The sequence below is a fragment of the Streptomyces albidus (ex Kaewkla and Franco 2022) genome (genome assembly GCF_013870515.1).
GTDB classification, from domain to species: domain Bacteria; phylum Actinomycetota; class Actinomycetes; order Streptomycetales; family Streptomycetaceae; genus Streptomyces; species Streptomyces albidus.
This window is the reverse complement of the sequence record NZ_JACBXA010000141.1, coordinates 1-15,558: the sequence shown is the minus strand read 5'-3', so window position 1 is coordinate 15,558 and position 15,558 is coordinate 1. Positions and strand designations below refer to the sequence as shown.

The window sequence follows — 15,558 nt, the reverse complement described above, 5'->3', positions numbered from 1 at the left end:
AGACGGCTGCTACTCGGGCGAGATCGAGTACTACGCCTACGGACCCAACAAGCCGCATCCGGCACCCTCGCGCTGCTCGCGGCGGGACTGCCCGGCATGCCAGGCACCGTGCACGGCACGCTCGGGGCGGAGGCCGGCGAGCGCCTGCTCGCCGTCACCTTCAACGACCTCGCCACCAGCGCCACTTCGGCCGCCGCCGAGCTGGAACGCGCCCGCAGCATCGCCGAGAATCCGCGGCTGCACCACCTCGTCGTCGCGGCGGGTGAAGACGCCCTGCCCTACGCAGAGTTGGAGGGCCCGCTCACGGACGAGCCGGGTCCCTCGCTCGTCGTCGCGGACCGGCACCGCCAGCGGCTCGCGGTCGGCAGCTCCGACCACTTCGTCGGACTCGGCGCCCGCCAGGTGCTGGATGCTCATCCAGCGCGCCTCGCCGACCTGTTGATGGACCGTCGCCGCCGTCACCTGCTGCGACCTGTCGCGGCGCTGGCACGCGCGGAAGACGTACCTCCCGGCAGATCCGTACTGGTGCCCTGGACCGTGTACCGGGCTGCGCGACGGCTGGCCCGCACGCAGTACCGGGACGGGATCGCCGAGGCGGCCCTTCGGCTGCGTACGGGCGGCCTCGGGAACAACGGGCCCTCGAACGGCCGCAGTTCGCAGGACGACGCCGGCCTCGGCGCCGACCTGGGAAAAGGTTTTGCCGACCTGGGGGTCTTCGGCGGCGCCGGCGGTTACGGCAGTGAGGGCGCCGTCGGGGCCTCCGTCGCCGCGCTCACCTGGTGCCGCCCCGGCCCGGCAGCTCGCTGGCTGACCGGGGAGGCACTCGCCGAGGTGTCGATGCGGCTGGAGGCCGCGGCAAGGCTCCGCTCCTCCAGCGAACGCCCGGGTGAACGCCGTGCGCGTGCAGCCCTCGCACGTCAGGCCGCCGACCATCGCGTCCTCGAGCAGGCCGCCGAGATCCGCAACCAGCGGCTGCACGCTCCCTTCTACGACAACCAGGTCGTACGCGCCTGCCGCGACCTGCCCGAAGCGCTGCGGGTCAAGCCGGGTGCCAGGGCCGCGGTGTTGCGGGCGGTGCTGAGAGGGGCCGGCGTGCACGAACTGCCCCCGGGCTGGGGCGCTCCGTCGTACGCGTACCAGGCGGCCTCCGTACGGGCGGGGCTGCGTGCGGCCGCGGGCGATCTCATCCAGCTCTTCGACGCACCGCTCCTCGCGGACGCGGGTCTTGTCGAGGCGAGGGTCGTACGGAAGGCGATCCGTGCCGCCTCTGAGGGCGAACCACTGCCCCTCGACGGCCTTGCCGACCTTGTCTCCACGGAGCTGTGGCTGCGTCGGCTCATCTCACGTCGCGGCACGTGCTGGACAGGGTCGGCCGCTCCGCGTCAGCGTGCGGTCGCGGGCGGGGTTCTGCCGGCCCAGCAGAGACCGGCACTGTGAACGCTCGGCCGTGAACCTCGTTCCGGGCATGGCCAGTTGAGTTCTCGCGTCGAGAACCGGCCAGGCCGTGATGCAGCACCCCGGGTCGAGGAAGTCGAACCATTCCGTCGCGTTGGGAGGGACGTTGACCGTCGGCGAATGCGTCTTCTGTGACATCGAGTCCGGACAGGCCGAGTCGAGCACCGTGTACGAGGACGACACGGTGATGGCCTTCATGGATCTCCGCCCCGTCACCCCCGGCCACCTGCTCGTCGTCCCGAGGACGCACGCAGCGGGTCTGGAGGACCTGGACGAGAACCTCGGCGCCCGGGTGTGGACGGCCGGACACCGGCTTGCCCGCGCGGTGCGGCGTTCGGACCTGAGATGTGAGGGCGTCAACCTCTTTTCTGGCCGACGGCGCGGCCGCCTTCCAGGAGGTCTTCCATGTGCACCTGCACGTCGTCCCCCGGTTCGCCGGCGACGGATTCAAGATCGAAGCCGACTGGCGGGTGCGGGAGCGCGCGGAGCTCGAGGACAGCGCCGCCGCCGTACGGGCCGGGCTGACGGCGCTCACGTCGCGACACGGCTGAGCCACCCGGACCGCGTCCGCCGGGGGCCATCTCTGTCGTGGAGGACCTCTGTCGTGGAGGACCTCTGCCGTGGAGTACCTCTGCCGTGGAGTACCTCTGCCCACTGGGCACGGCTCCGTGGATCCGACCACGGGCGCGGTCCTGCTGTACGGGCAGACCACCACCTCGATCGTCCAGTCCACGCCCGTGGTGCCCCGGACGCTCGGGCTCTCGCCGACGGAGCGGGGCTGAGAGAGACAGGGACGGGCCGAGACGGTTCGAGACGGAAATTCTTCCGGGAAGTCCGCCACGCTCGGTGACAATGGACCAGTGCGGTATCTGATCCTGGGTGCCTCCGAGGCGCTCGACGAGCACGGAGAAGCGGTCCCACTGGGTGGGACGCGCCTGCGTGCGCTCTTCGCCGCGCTCGCGCTGCACGCGGACAGCTCGTCGCCCGTACCCGTCGAGGTGCTGATCAACGACGTGTGGGCGGACGCGGACGGCGGTCTGCCCGATGATGCGACGGCCGCGCTCCAGGCCCTCGTCGGACGTCTGCGCAGGGCCATCGGGCGGGACGCCGTCGAGTCGCTGCCCGGCGGCTACCGGCTCCGTGCCGGGCCCGAGGACATCGACCTGCACTGCTTTCAACGCCTCGCCCGCGAAGGCGAGTCGGCCCTGGACGCCGGTGACGCCGCCGCTGCCGCAAGGCTGTTCCGTGACGCCCTCGCCCTGTGGCGCGGGCCCGCGCTGGCCGACCTGCCGGACAGGGGCGCCGCGGCGGCCCGTCCCGAGGCCCAGCGGACGAGGGTGCAGCAACGGCGCATCGCCGCCGACCTGGCCCTCGGGCGTGCGGCCCAAGTGCTCCCCGAACTGCACCAGCTCGCTGCCGGGCAGCCACTCGACGAGCCGCTGCACGCGCTTCTCATACGGGCGTTGAGGGACGCCGGGCGTCAGGCTGAGGCGCTGGCCGCCTACGAGGCCGTGCGACGGGAGATCGCAGCACGGCTCGGCGTCGATCCCGGCCCCGAACTACGGGTACTGCATGCGGAGTTGCTCGCGGCGGACGGCGACGGTGCGGGCGGCGGTCACGAGCCTGGTGAGGGTGGCGGACTCGGGGTCTCGGGGAATGGCGCCGTCGGAGGGCGCGGTGGTGCGGGCGCCGACCGGGGGCCGTCCCTCGCCGGTGCGCGCAGCACGCCGGGGAACCTGCGCACCCGCCTGACCAGCTTCGTCGGCCGCGAATCCGACCTCGACACCCTCCGCGCCGACCTCGCGCGCTCCCGTCTCGTCACGCTCACCGGCCCCGGCGGCTCCGGCAAGACTCGGCTCTCCGAGGAGGCGGCGGCCTTCGGTGCAGGGGGATCCGGTTCGCCGTACGCCGGTTCGCCCTACGCCGACCTCCGCAGCGCCGACTCCCACCACGCAGGCTCCCCGTACCCCGATGGTGCGTGGCTCGTCGAACTCGCCCCGCTCGACCACCCCTCGGCCGTTCCCGGCGCAGTCCTCAGCGCCCTCGGACGCCGAAGCACCGCCCTGCGCACCGGCACCATCGAGTCGGGGCCGGCCGTCGGCCGTACGGGAGCGACGGGCACCCTCGCCGGTGTCGGGGGGGCACCCGAACCGGCGAGCGACGCGATGGCCCGGCTCCTCGAACACTGCGCTCAGCGGCGCCTGTTGATCGTGCTCGACAACTGCGAGCACGTCATCGACGCTGCCGCCCACCTCGCCGAGACCCTGCTCGCACACAGCCCAGGACTCACCGTGCTGGCCACCAGCCGGGAGCCGCTCGGGGTGCCGGGCGAGACCGTACGTCCCGTCGAACCGCTGCCCCCGGAGCCCGCACACCGCCTCTTCGCCGACCGTGCTGCGGCGGCACGGGCCGGGTTCGACATGGGCTCCGACCCTGAGGCCGTCGCAGAGATCTGCCGTCGGCTGGACGGACTTCCCCTCGCCATCGAACTGGCCGCGGCCCGGCTCCGTTCGCTCACCCCGCGACAGATCGCCGACCGGCTGGACGACCGCTTCCGCCTTCTCACCAGCGGAAGCCGTACGGTGCTGCCGCGCCAGCAGACGTTGCGTGCCGTCGTCGACTGGTCGTGGGATCTGCTCGACGAGCGTGAACGCACCGTGCTGCGCCGCCTGTCCGTCTTCTCGGGCGGCTGCACCCTCACGGCGGCGGAGTACGTGTGCGCGGACCTCCCGGGCGTCGGCGCATCTGGTTCCCGGGACGGCGAGTGGACGGACGGGGCGGGCCTGGGCCATGAACGTGACGGGGCGCGCCTGGTCGACGAGGGCGACGTGCTGGACGTGCTCGGCACGCTCGTGGACAAGTCCATCCTCATCGCCGAGCAGCCCCAACAACAGCCCGAGCCCCCGCCCCAACAGGAGCCTGAGCAGGATCGGTTGAAGGGGCCCCACGGGGATGTCCGGCTCGCCCAGCCCGGGACTGCCCGGCCCGCGAGCGCCCAGCACGGGAGCGGGGTCCGCTACCGGATGCTGGAGACCATCCAGGAGTACGCGAACGAACGCGCTGCGGCGCACCCCGCCGACCTGGCCTCCGCCGAGACGCGGCACACCGAGCAGTTGCTCCGCTTCGTCACCGCTGCGGAGCCGCGGCTGCGCTCGGACGCCCAACTGACCTGGCTGTCGCGCTTGGAGGCCGACCTCGACAACGTACGTGCCGCCCTTCACCGCACCCTTCAGCATGCGAACACGGCTGACACGGCTGACACGGCTGAGAAGGTGAAGGAGACGGCCACCAGCGCGGTGTTCGCCTTCGTCCGCGCGATGGGCTGGTTCTGGTGGCTGCGCAACTACCGTGACGAGGGGGCCCGTTGGATACAACGCGCCCTGGACCTGCTGCCCGGAGACTCCGCGGAACGGGACGAGGACACGGAACTCCTCTACCGGGAATTCCAGCTCCTGCGCTACTTCCTGCTCTCCGAGCAGGAGCCCAACGACACGTTCAAGGACGAGAGTCACCGCCGCGATCTCCTCGGACTCCTCGACTTCTTCCGTCGGCCCCGCCCCGAATCAGCGCGCATGCCGGGCCTGTTGTGGCCGTTCACAGCCTTCGTCCAGACGGGAAGCAAGGGCGTCGCCGACTTGATGGACGTCTCCGTCGACACCTGCCGCAGGTACGGACAGGCGTGGGAACTGGCCGTCTCACTCCTGTTCAGGGCCCACATCCGAGTCGACGTGGCAGGCGGCCTCTCGCTCGCGTACGACGACATGGCCGAGATCGAGGCTCTGGCCAGATCCACCGGCGACCGATGGCTGCTCTCCCAAGTCTCGGGCCTTCGTGCCGAGTTCGATGTGCAGCACGGCCGGTACGAAGAGGCCATCAAGGAGTACGAAGCGGCGCGCCGGTACGCCCAACAGCTCTGCGCCATCACCGAGTTGCCGTTCCTCAACTGCCGCATCGCCGACATCCGCTACAGGCAGGGCGACAGCGAGGAGGCGGAGAGCCTGGCCCGGCTCGCCGGGGAGGACGCCGCACGGCTCGGCATCGCCGACGCCCGTGCGTTCGCCTGCTGCATCCGTTCCCTGATCACGCTGGAGAGCGGGGATCCGGTGCTGGCAAGGAAGCTCCACAGGGAGACGGAGTCGTATGCGGCGCTCGGCACACCCCCTGTCATCTTCGAGGTGGCGCTGAGCGCGCTGGGCGCCCGCATCTCGGCAGCCGAGGGGCGGGCGATGCCGGACGCCGTACGCGAGGTGCGGGGGGCGCTGCGCAGGGGAGTCGACGTCGGTGCCCCTGAGGCTTTGCTCGCGCACGTCCTGCTCGCTGCGGCCTCGGTGACGCTCGCCGGGGGACATCCGCGCACCGCGCTGCGACTGGTCGACGCTGCCGGGCGTCAGCGTGGCGAACTGACCGCCGGCGTCCCGGAGTCCCGCATGGAGGATTTTGTACGGGCGCACGCCGCGGCCGAGATCGAGGAGCCCGGGAGTACGCCGGAGCAGACCGATACCGGCGCGACGCCATCGTCCTTGTCCTCGCCGTCGCCGTCTCCCCTGCCCTGGGCTCAGGCGTCGAGCGGCGAGCCCGTAGGCGCGGAGCCCCCCACCGTCGATGAGGCGTGCGCCCTGCTCGACGCGCTTCTCGACGGCTAGCCAGCGGTCGCTCAGGCCACACAACGCCAGGGGCTGGAGCTCTCCCGGACAGCCCGAGCGGACAGCACCCGTACGGACAGCCCAGCCGGAATCGACAGGCACCACGGCGCACGAACCCACCAGAGCCACGCACAGACGAGGAAAGGCGAGCCCACCGCAGCAGCAAGGCGGCCGGGCATCAGCCCGACGACGCACCGCTCACCGGCAACTGATCTTGGCTTCCGCCCAGTCCGCCAGCGCCACGATGCTGAACGGCGACTGCGGTGTGACCTTCAGGCGCACGGTCCGCTCGTCACCGGTCAGAGGGACGTGCACCGGCACAGGTGACTCGCCGCCCCGGATCGCGCGCGAAGTCCACAGCCGTGCCCCGTCCGCGTACACCGAGAAGCGCACGGGTCCGGCACGGCGCGTGACGTCGTCGACTCCGGCTTGGGCCTCGAACACCTTGCAGCTGCGGTTGAGTTCGATCGTCACGGACGACGGCGCGTGGACGCTCACGCCGTACTCGAACGGGGTGCCGCCGACGCTCATGTCGTAGCGCTGCCACAGCCAGCTGCTGGTGATGGCACGCAACCGTGGCTTGCCCTGGTCGTCGCCCAAGGAGAGCAGGCTCCAGTGGAGCTGATTGACCTGGAAGTCCTCGGCCGGCGGTGGGGGAGGCGTCTCGGGAGGAGGTTCAGTGGGGGTGGTGGGCGAAGGCGTCGGTGAGGGCGGGGCGCTGGGCTCCTGCGCCTCAGTGCCGCTGGGGGAGGGGGAGGGCATGTCCGGGTCCACGCCGGAGCCCGGCGGCTCGGGACGCGGTCCCGGAAGGGGCAGCTCGGAATCGCTGCTCCCGTCGCCTTGTTCGGACCCTCCCGGGTCTCCAGGTCTCTGCTCCCCTTCCTCGCCGGGCTTCTGCGTTGCCTCGGGTGGCACACCCGGAGCAGCGGAAGGACCGGGCTCCGGACCGGCCGCCTGTTCCTTGGCGCTGGTCCCTGCCAGGGCGAAGACCAGAGTGACCCCCGCGAGTGTCGCGGTCAGCGCACCGAGGCCCACCTTCGCGGGCATGCCGAGCCCTTCGGAGGACGCTGAGCCCGCCGAACCTCCGGCGGAGCCTCCACCCGCGGCCGCGGAGCCGCCTGCCGCGGCCGTCGTGCCCGTACCCGCGAGCAGCGCCGCGAAGGTCTTCGTGCCGCCGGCCGACGCGAACCAGCCGATGAAGGCCACCGGGACCAGAACGCGCATGCGCTCGTTGAGGTTCATGACCTCAGCTGCGGCGGTCTGGCACCGTGCGCACTGATCAAGGTGCTTGCGCATCCCCGACTCGGCACGGGTACGCAGGCCCCCGCGCGCGTATGCGCCGAGCCGGTCCGCATAGCGAGCACAGTCACCGCCGGTGGTCAGCGAGTCGCTGACATGCGCCTGCAGGTACGCCCTTCGCAGGTTCTCCCGTGCACGGTGTGCGGCCACTGCCGTGGCGTTGTCCGAGAGCCCCAGCATCGGGGCGACATCCCTTGGGTTGGCCTCCTCCACAGTCGTGTGCCACAGGACCGTCTGGTCTCTCTCCGACAGACTCTTGAACGCCTGTACCACCAGCGTCTGTTCCGCCGCCTGCATCGCCCGAACGTCCGCACCCGGGGTGGCAGGCGTGTCGTTCGCCGTCCTCTTCCCGCCTGCCGCCGACTGCGCGAACACAGCGAAGTCCTCGACGAGTTGCTCCCGCTGCTCCGTCCTCGCCCACGCTGCTCCGACGTGCCGGACAGACGTCAGCAGATAGGCACGTACGGATCTGATCGGCCCCTTGCCGCCCCGTACGGCCTGGAGGGTGCGAGCGAAGACCTCGTTGGTGAGGTCCTCCGCAGTCTGCGAACTCCGGCAGCACGTACGGGCGTAGCGCCGGACCGCACCCACGTGCCGTCGGTACAGCTCCTCGTAGGCGCTGCTGTCTCCCTCTCGCATGCGTAGGAGGAGATGGACGTCGGAGGCCGGGACCTCGTCGGTCCCGTCCAGAGCCGTGCCCTCCGCTGACGACATGCCGTTGGGCGCGCCCCCCGCAGCTGTACGTCCTGCGGACGGATCACCCTCAGAGCGCTGAGCGGACGGGTCGGCGTCGGGCCCGGAACGCTCCCGATGCGTTTCCCTGCCCGACGACCTGCCCTGCTGCGGGATCAGCGGTGACACTCGCCCTAAGGGTCGCTCGCCCGTACGGTCCGGCTCTGCCGATTCCGTCGGGTCTTCCCGTTTCTCAGAACCCACCGCGGCGGCCCCCGTAGACGCTGTCACAGACAAGGATCGGGCAAGCCTGGCACAGCGACGGCGTCTGGTAACCGCTCCGACGGAAAGCAGCCACTCGTTTGAGGGGTTTTCGCATGGTGCTACTGCGAATTCCCGCCCGCACGAGTGGCGCTCCGCCGAATCAGCTCACGCTCACACGCAGCTCACGTCCTGGGGCGCGGGCGCAGACCCTCGAGCAAGATGTCGAGCAACCGCCTTGAGGCCGCGGCCTGTTGGGCAGCGTCGGGAAGCGAGGGTGCGGCCGTGGCTATCACGAGCAGCACGTCGCCCACCGTCACATCGGTACGCAACTCCCCCGCGTCCCGGGCTCGTTGCACCAGCTGACCGACCACACTCAGCAACTCGGCGCAGCCGGAGTCCTCTTCGAAGCCCTCCAGGCCGTCAACCGGCACCTCCAGGTGCCCCTGGGGAAGTCCAAGGACGGAAGAGGTGCCTTCCTCGACGAGCCTGAGACCCGGCTGGCCCTCCTGCCCGGACTCGGCCTGCCGCTGCTGCGGCACGCGCGCCGAAGTGTCCGGCGCCGTGGGGCCGTTGGTCCAGCCGTCCGCGCGCAGTATCCGAGGCGGCAGCAGCCGACCCGCACCTGAGGCCACCGACGTGCGAAGGAAGCGGGACAGTGCGGACCACGGCTCCTGCTCCTGGCCCAGGGCCGCACGTGCCTGCTCGGTGAGGCGGGCCGTCTCCTCCTCGGCTATGCGCCGGACCAGCACGTCCTTGCTCGGGAAACGGCGGTAGACCGTCCCGACTCCGACCCGGGCACGCCTCGCGACGTCCTCCATCGGCGCGCCGTAGCCCAGCTCGCCGAAGACCTCGCGGGCCGCTCGCAGTACATGTTCCAGATTTCGTTGAGCGTCCACTCGCAGTGGAGTGGGGCGCGGCGCGGGCCCTGTCTCAGCGGGCCTCTCGACGCCGCCGGTTCCTCCAGCGGCACCGATCTTGCTGATGCCGCTTCCCGCCCCGTGGCTCCCACTGTCGGTTGCCGCCGACATGGCGGTGGCAATGGAATGAGAGCCGTGAATACCCTGAATGCGCATATATGTTTTCCCCCGGTCATCAAGTCTCCCCCCGGAGACCCTCGCGCTGTCGCGGCCGGTGGCGCTGGCACCGCGGTCGTCAAGCACCGCACCCCCGACCCCACGAAGATAGTTGAGCCCCGGTCGAGAGAGAAGGGGTGGGTTCGCAGCCGTCCCAGCATGGCCGAAGTGGCACTGTGTTCCGCCCCCTCCTGCTGCGTCCAGCGCCTTTCTCCCATCTGTCCGACCTGCGAGAACATCTCCCGCCGGGATCAGGCGGTGAAAGCGGAGAGCGAACCTCCACCAGCCACACAATTTCTCTGAGCCTGTGGACAAACACCCTGATGCGGGTGCGTCATGGACGAGTGACGAAGGCGATGAACGAAACCGCGCGCATTCTTGTCGTCGGCGGCGGCTATGTAGGCATGTACACGGCCCTCCGCCTCCAGCGGAAGCTGAAGCAGCAGCTCAAGCGCACCGCGCAGGGGCAGAACCAGGACGGCGCAGCCGAGGGCGGCGTCGAGATCGTCGTGCTCGATCCCGAGCCGTACATGACGTATCAGCCGTTCCTCCCCGAAGCGGCGGCGGGATCGATCTCCCCGCGTCACGTCGTCGTACCTCTGCGCAGGGTCCTGTCGGGCTGCCGCCTCGTCATCGGCGAGGCCGAGTCCATCGACCACGACCGGCGAGTGGCCCACGTCCGGACGCTGGCCACCGCGGAGGAGGGCACCGGCCCCGTCGAGATCTCCTACACCGAGCTCGTTCTGGCACCCGGTTCCGTCTCCCGCACCCTCCCCGTCCCGGGACTGGCAGAGCACGGCATCGGCTTCAAGACCGTGGAAGAAGCCATCGGGCTCCGCAACCACGTGCTCGAACAGCTCGACATCGCCTCCTCCACCCGCAACCCCGAGGTACGGGACGCTGCCCTCACCTTCGTCTTCGTCGGCGGCGGCTACGCAGGGGTGGAGGCACTCGCGGAACTGGAGGACATGGCCCGGTACGCCTGCCGCTACTACCACAACGTCCGTGCCGAAGAGATGAAGTTCGTGCTCGTCGAAGCCGCCGGGAAGATCCTTCCCGAGGTCGGCGAAGAGATGGGCACGTACGCCCTCCGCGAGCTTCGGGCCAGGAACATCGACGTGCGCCTCGAGACGCGCCTCGACTCCTGCGAGAACCGCGTCGCAGTGCTGAGCGACGGCTCCCGGCACCCCACCCGCACCCTCGTCTGGACCGCCGGCGTCAAGCCGCACCCCATCCTCAAGGCCGCCGGTATGCCCCTCAACGACCGCGGGCGCCTCCGGTGCACGGCGGCGCTTCGCATCGACGGAGTCGACCACGCCTGGTCGGCGGGCGACGCCGCCGCCGTGCCCGACCTCATCGCACGGGAGAAGGGCGAGACCGAAGCGCTGTGCGCCCCCAACGCGCAGCACGCGGTACGTCAGGCCCGGCGCCTCGCGGACAATCTCGCCGCCACCCTGCGGGGTGAGCCGTCGAACGACTACCGTCACGCTTACGCGGGCTCCGTCGCCTCACTGGGGCTGCACAAGGGCGTCGCGCACGTCTACGGGCGCAAGCTGAAGGGCTACCCGGCGTGGTTCATGCACCGGGCCTACCACCTCAGCCGTGTCCCCACCGTCAACAGAAAGGCGCGCGTGCTCGCTGAATGGACCCTGGCAGGGCTCTTCAAGCGTGAGATCGTCTCCCTCGGTTCGCTCGAGCATCCGCGCGCCGAATTCGAGATCGCCGCCGGCAGCGGTCGCCCCACCGAGCGAACCTGAGATCGGACGAGGGCTCCGCGACTCCGCGGAGGCTCGGCGGGCCGCCTGACGTGAGGGCCGCCGAGTGATCTCATGGATGACCGACGCGTGATCCAATGTCTGCGCCGCGCACCACGCGGATCGTGTGACCATGAGTGGGCTCGCATCCGCACAGAGTGAGTCGACGGCCCCAGGGGGAGCCGTCCCCCGGACAACATGAGGAATCGGACGACCGTGAATTTCACGCGCTGGAGCGCTCGACTGCCCGGCACTCAGCGGCGTACCTCAGCCGACCGAGCCGCCCAGGCAGCAGCGCAGGCGCAACAGACGTCCGACCCCGCCGGTACGGCCGACAACATCGAACGCGCGGACGGTGCGGAATGCCCCGAGAGCGCGGGTTCGGTCCCCGCCGCCCGCGGCAACGGCCCCGTCGTCGAAGCGAACTCGCCGGCGGCACCGGCCGGTCCGGACGAACTCCACTCATCTGGCACGGCCGGTCCTGACGGTTCCAGCTGCCCTGAGATCTCCCTCGCATCCGTCGGGGAGACGCACTCGCCTGACGGCATCAGCGGCGTCGCGGTCCCGTCGGAGGACGGCATCCCCAGTGCGCACGTCACGCGCAGTATCGATGCCTTGTCCGTCCACGACCTGCTCGGCCAGGTCCCGGCCCTCGCCGCCGTCGTACACGGCGCCGACCACCGGATCGCGTACGTCAACGACGCGTACACCTCCGTCTTCGGACCCCGTACGCCGGGCGAGGCCGCTCGCGAGGCCCTCCCGGAACTCGTCGAACTGGGCCTGCTCCCCCTCATGGACCAGGTGCTGCGCAGCGGCAAGCCGCGCACCGTCAAGTCCCGCCGCGTGTCCGGGGGCGCCGAAACCCGCGCCGGCCGTGACGCGCGGGAATCCCGCGACGCCCGTGACACACGTGAACAGCGCGACGCCTTCTACACCTTCACCTGCACCCCCATCACAGCCGACGGCGAGAACGGCGTGCTGATCTTCGCCGCGGACGTCACCGACCAGGTCGAAGCCGCCGAACGCCTCCGCGCCAGCGAGCGCCGCCAGCGCGAGGCAGCGGTCACGCTCCAGCGCAGCCTGCTGCCGCAGGAGTTGGAGCAGCCCGACGATCTCCGGGTGGCTGCCACGTACCAGCCGGGCGGTACGGAAGCAGCCGTCGGCGGCAACTGGTACGACGTCATCACCCTCGGGGCGGGGCGCACCGCCCTCGTCATCGGCGACGTCATGGGCCGCGGCGTCCGCGCTGCCGCCGTGATGGGGCAACTCCGTACAGCGGTACGCGCGTACGCCCGCCTCGACCTTCCACCGCACGAGGTCCTGCAGCTGCTCGACGGCCTGGCCGCCGAAATCGACTCCAGCCAGATCGCCACCTGCGTCTACGCAGTGCACGACCCGAACGAGGGCCTACTGCACTACGCCTCCGCCGGTCATCCGCCGATCATCGTCCGCGACGCCGACGGTGCGGTTCAGCGCGCACCCGAACCGACCGGTCCGCCGCTGGGGACCGGCGGCTGGACGCACTCGTCGTGCTCGCTGCCACTGACGCCCGGGTCTTCGGCAGTGCTCTACACAGACGGTCTCGTCGAACGGCGCGACGCGGACATCGATACAGGCATCGACACTCTCGAACGGGCTTTCGCGGGCGCCACCGGCTCCCCTGAGATCATCTGCGACCGACTGCTGCGTTCTCTGGGCATCACCGCGGAGCATGACGACGACGTGGCTGTCCTCGTCATGCAGCACCCCGCCCGTACGGGATCGGACGCGGAGCTGTTCCACAACGCCGCCCTCGATCTGCTCGGCGGCACCGAAGCAGCCCCGCGCGCCCGCGCGTTCGCGTCCGGCGTGCTCTCCTCCTGGCGCTTCCCCAGAGAACTCCAGGACCTCGGCGTGCTCGCGGCCAGCGAACTGGTCGCCAACTCCCTCCAACACGGAACCCCGCCCATGCGGCTACGCCTGAGGCGTACGGACCGCAGGCTCATCGTCGAAGTCACCGACGGGGACGACCACCTGCCGCGCCTCCGCCGAGCGGAACTCGCGGACGAGGCCGGCCGTGGCATCTCCATCGTCGCGACGGTCGCCTCCGCTTGGGGATCTCGCAGGACACCGGGAGGCGGCAAGTCGGTCTGGTGCGAGTTCGCCCTGCCACTTGCCTGACGCCAGGCGTCGTCCCCCTTCACCCGTCTCAGCTCGCTGAGCTTGCTACCCGTCCCCGCAGCGGGGCGCCGGTGGGACCGGTCTGGAAGTCACGTACGGCCCCTCCCCTGACCGGCCCCGATCCGTTTCCCCAACCCCCGGCATGACCAGACCACCTGACGTCGTAGACGACGTCAGACACCGGTCAACTCGGCATGCTTTCCGGCGGCCTTGTCGCCCGCGCTGTCGAGCTCCCGCCGATCGCCACTGCTGCCGGTGACCACGACGGACCTGTACGGACGGTCCTGAGCAGCCGTCAATCTCCGCCCCAGCCATATCGCGAGCACGCTCACCCCGAGGGAGCAGCCCACGAGCATGACTATGTAGAACCCGTACGCCCCCATCGCAGCGAGCAGGCCACCGACAGCCGGACCGGCAGCCAGCGCCAACTGCTTCACCAGGGCGAAAGCCGAGTTGTACTGACCCACCATCCGTGCGGGCGCCAAGTCAGCGACGAGAGGCGCCACCGTCGGCGAGAGCATCGCCTCACCCATACCGAAGAGCGCGTACGTGGTGATGAGGAGTGCGGTCGCCAACGCTTGCGCTCCGTGCACGAGGCCCGAGGCTCCAGCTGCTAGCCATGCCACCGCCCATATGACACCGACCAGCGCGACCACTCGGCTTCGACGACGGCGTTCGACCAGCCGCAGCACCGAGTACTGAGCGAGCACGATCACAGCCGTGTTGGCAGCCAGAGCGATGCCGAGCGTGGACGTCGATATTCGGGTGACCTCCACCGCGTATGCCGACAACCCCGACTCGAACTGCCCGTAGCAGGCGAAGAACAGGACGAAGCCCAGCACGCACAGCAGCACCATCGACCGGTCACGGAACAGCACGGACCAACCGGCGGACTCGCGGATCCGCCCTGCTTGTGGAGCCGGCCCGGCATCCGCTCCCGGCATCTGCGGAAGCCGGACAGTCGCGAGCACCATCGCCAGCACGACGAACATGGCCGCCTCGATGACGAACAACAACGTGAACGTCGCAGGCCGGTGTTCGTCCACCATCAGGCCACCGAGCAGACCGCCGACCCCGAGCCCGAGGTTGTTCAGGAAGAACTGTGTGGCGAAGGCACGTGAGCGCGTCACCTTCGTCGAGCACGACACGATCATGGTCGCCAAGGCCGGCTGCAACACGGCGACCCCAGCGCCCATCAGCGCGGATGACGCCAGCACGCTCGTGGCGCTCCCGGAAACGCCGAACCCCAGGGCACCCACCATGCCGAGAACCGAACCGCCGAGGGCCATCGGCATCGGGCCCTGCCGGTCGATCACACGTCCGGTGAAGGGCAGCACCGCTAGCGCGACGACGGCGAACACCGCCAGCACCGCACCTGCGGTGCCGTCCCCCAGACTCCGCACACGCGACGCGTATACGAACAGGAACGGAGCGGTGAAGCCGTTGCCGAACGCCGCCAGGGCGTTCCCGAACTGGATCCGGCGCAGCGCAGCGCCCATCGCGGTGGTCACACTCACCTACCTCTGAATCAGGTCCCCGAGGAGGAGACTTCGAAGCTAAAGTTCGAAGGTAAAGAGTACACAAGGCAAGCCTTCAAGGCGAACGAGTTCACGTGGGATACTCGAGCCATGCCTCCCGCGCCCGACCGACAGCCCACGCTCGACGAGCAGGTCGCCATCTACCAGCGCGAATACCGCGACCTGGACCCGCAGGTGGAGAAGGTGGTCAACGCGCTCAGCCGTCTCGACCGCCGCATGAACGTGGCCTACGGCCGCCAGCTCGTCACCCTCGGGCTCGGCCATGCCGAGTGGGAGGTCCTCAAGGAACTGGTGATGGCCGGCTCGCCCTACCAGCTCTGGCCGGGCACCATTGCCAAGCGCCTCGGGCTCACCCCCGCCGCGATGACCCACCGGATCGACCGCATGCTCGCCCAGGGGCTGGTGACGAGAGAGCGCGATCCGGAGAACCGCGTGCGGGTCATCATCGGCATCACCGACGAGGGTCGGGAGAAGTGGCTCCAAGTGATGCGCAAGGCATCGGTGTTCGAGGAGGAGCTGCTGCAGGACCTGACGAGTGTCGAGCGGGCGCTGTTGGGTGAGTTGCTCACACGCCTGCTCCGCCGCGTCGAGCACGCACAGCCGGATGCGGGCGGTCGTCTGACTGACCTGGACTGAGGGGCAGTTGAGTGCCCTGAGCAGCAAGTTGACATCGCCGACACGGAACCGTAGTGTCCTCCGG

8 protein-coding genes and 2 pseudogenes are annotated in these 15,558 nt (G+C 70.2%); 7 read left to right on the top strand and 3 right to left on the bottom strand.

Features of this window, described 5'->3' with window-relative positions; all coding sequences use genetic code 11:
• The 4 genes and pseudogenes from H5J26_RS19695 to H5J26_RS19685 form a co-directional block, all read left to right on the top strand.
• Positions 1-1,437 (top strand): annotated as a pseudogene (locus H5J26_RS19695) (asparagine synthase); the annotation flags it as partial.
• Between the two features lie 70 nt (positions 1,438-1,507).
• A pseudogene (locus H5J26_RS32310) lies at positions 1,508-1,729 on the top strand (HIT family protein); the annotation flags it as partial.
• Between the two features lie 73 nt (positions 1,730-1,802).
• Positions 1,803-2,006, top strand: coding sequence for an HIT family protein (locus H5J26_RS32305; protein ID WP_309237986.1), 204 nt, complete (start codon positions 1,803-1,805; stop codon positions 2,004-2,006).
• Positions 2,007-2,315: 309 nt separating this feature from the next.
• A complete protein-coding gene (locus H5J26_RS19685; protein WP_181767226.1) occupies positions 2,316-6,098 on the top strand; it encodes an AfsR/SARP family transcriptional regulator in 3,783 nt (1,260 codons plus the stop codon).
• Between the two features lie 198 nt (positions 6,099-6,296).
• On the opposite strand, the gene H5J26_RS19680 is transcribed toward H5J26_RS19685, so the two are convergent.
• Positions 6,297-8,111: a sigma-70 family RNA polymerase sigma factor gene (locus H5J26_RS19680; RefSeq protein ID WP_181767225.1), complete on the bottom strand. Its 1,815-nt coding sequence runs from the start codon at positions 8,109-8,111 to the stop codon at positions 6,297-6,299.
• A 404-nt stretch (positions 8,112-8,515) separates the two neighbouring features.
• On the bottom strand, positions 8,516-9,361 hold the full coding sequence (locus H5J26_RS19675) for a TetR/AcrR family transcriptional regulator (protein WP_419183824.1): 846 nt from the start codon (positions 9,359-9,361) through the stop codon (positions 8,516-8,518).
• Positions 9,362-9,762: 401 nt separating this feature from the next.
• Here H5J26_RS19675 and H5J26_RS19670 point away from each other — a divergent pair, with 401 nt between their 5' ends.
• Together H5J26_RS19670 and H5J26_RS19665 are read left to right on the top strand one after the other, a co-directional pair.
• The gene (locus tag H5J26_RS19670; protein ID WP_181767223.1) at positions 9,763-11,163 is read left to right on the top strand and encodes an NAD(P)/FAD-dependent oxidoreductase; all 1,401 of its coding nucleotides are present in this window, start codon (positions 9,763-9,765) and stop codon (positions 11,161-11,163) included.
• 213 nt (positions 11,164-11,376) lie between these two features.
• Positions 11,377-13,320 (top strand): ATP-binding SpoIIE family protein phosphatase, encoded by a 1,944-nt coding sequence (locus H5J26_RS19665; protein ID WP_181767222.1) that lies wholly within the window; start codon positions 11,377-11,379, stop codon positions 13,318-13,320.
• Between the two features lie 173 nt (positions 13,321-13,493).
• Here the strand turns inward: H5J26_RS19665 and H5J26_RS19660 are convergent, their stop codons facing one another.
• Positions 13,494-14,831, bottom strand: coding sequence for an MFS transporter (locus H5J26_RS19660; RefSeq protein WP_309237985.1), 1,338 nt, complete (start codon positions 14,829-14,831; stop codon positions 13,494-13,496).
• A gap of 117 nt (positions 14,832-14,948) precedes the next feature.
• Between H5J26_RS19660 and H5J26_RS19655 the strand changes: the two genes are divergently transcribed.
• Positions 14,949-15,494, top strand: a complete 546-nt coding sequence (locus H5J26_RS19655) for a MarR family winged helix-turn-helix transcriptional regulator (RefSeq protein WP_181767221.1) — start codon at positions 14,949-14,951, stop codon at positions 15,492-15,494.
• The last annotated feature ends 64 nt before the right edge of the window (positions 15,495-15,558 follow it).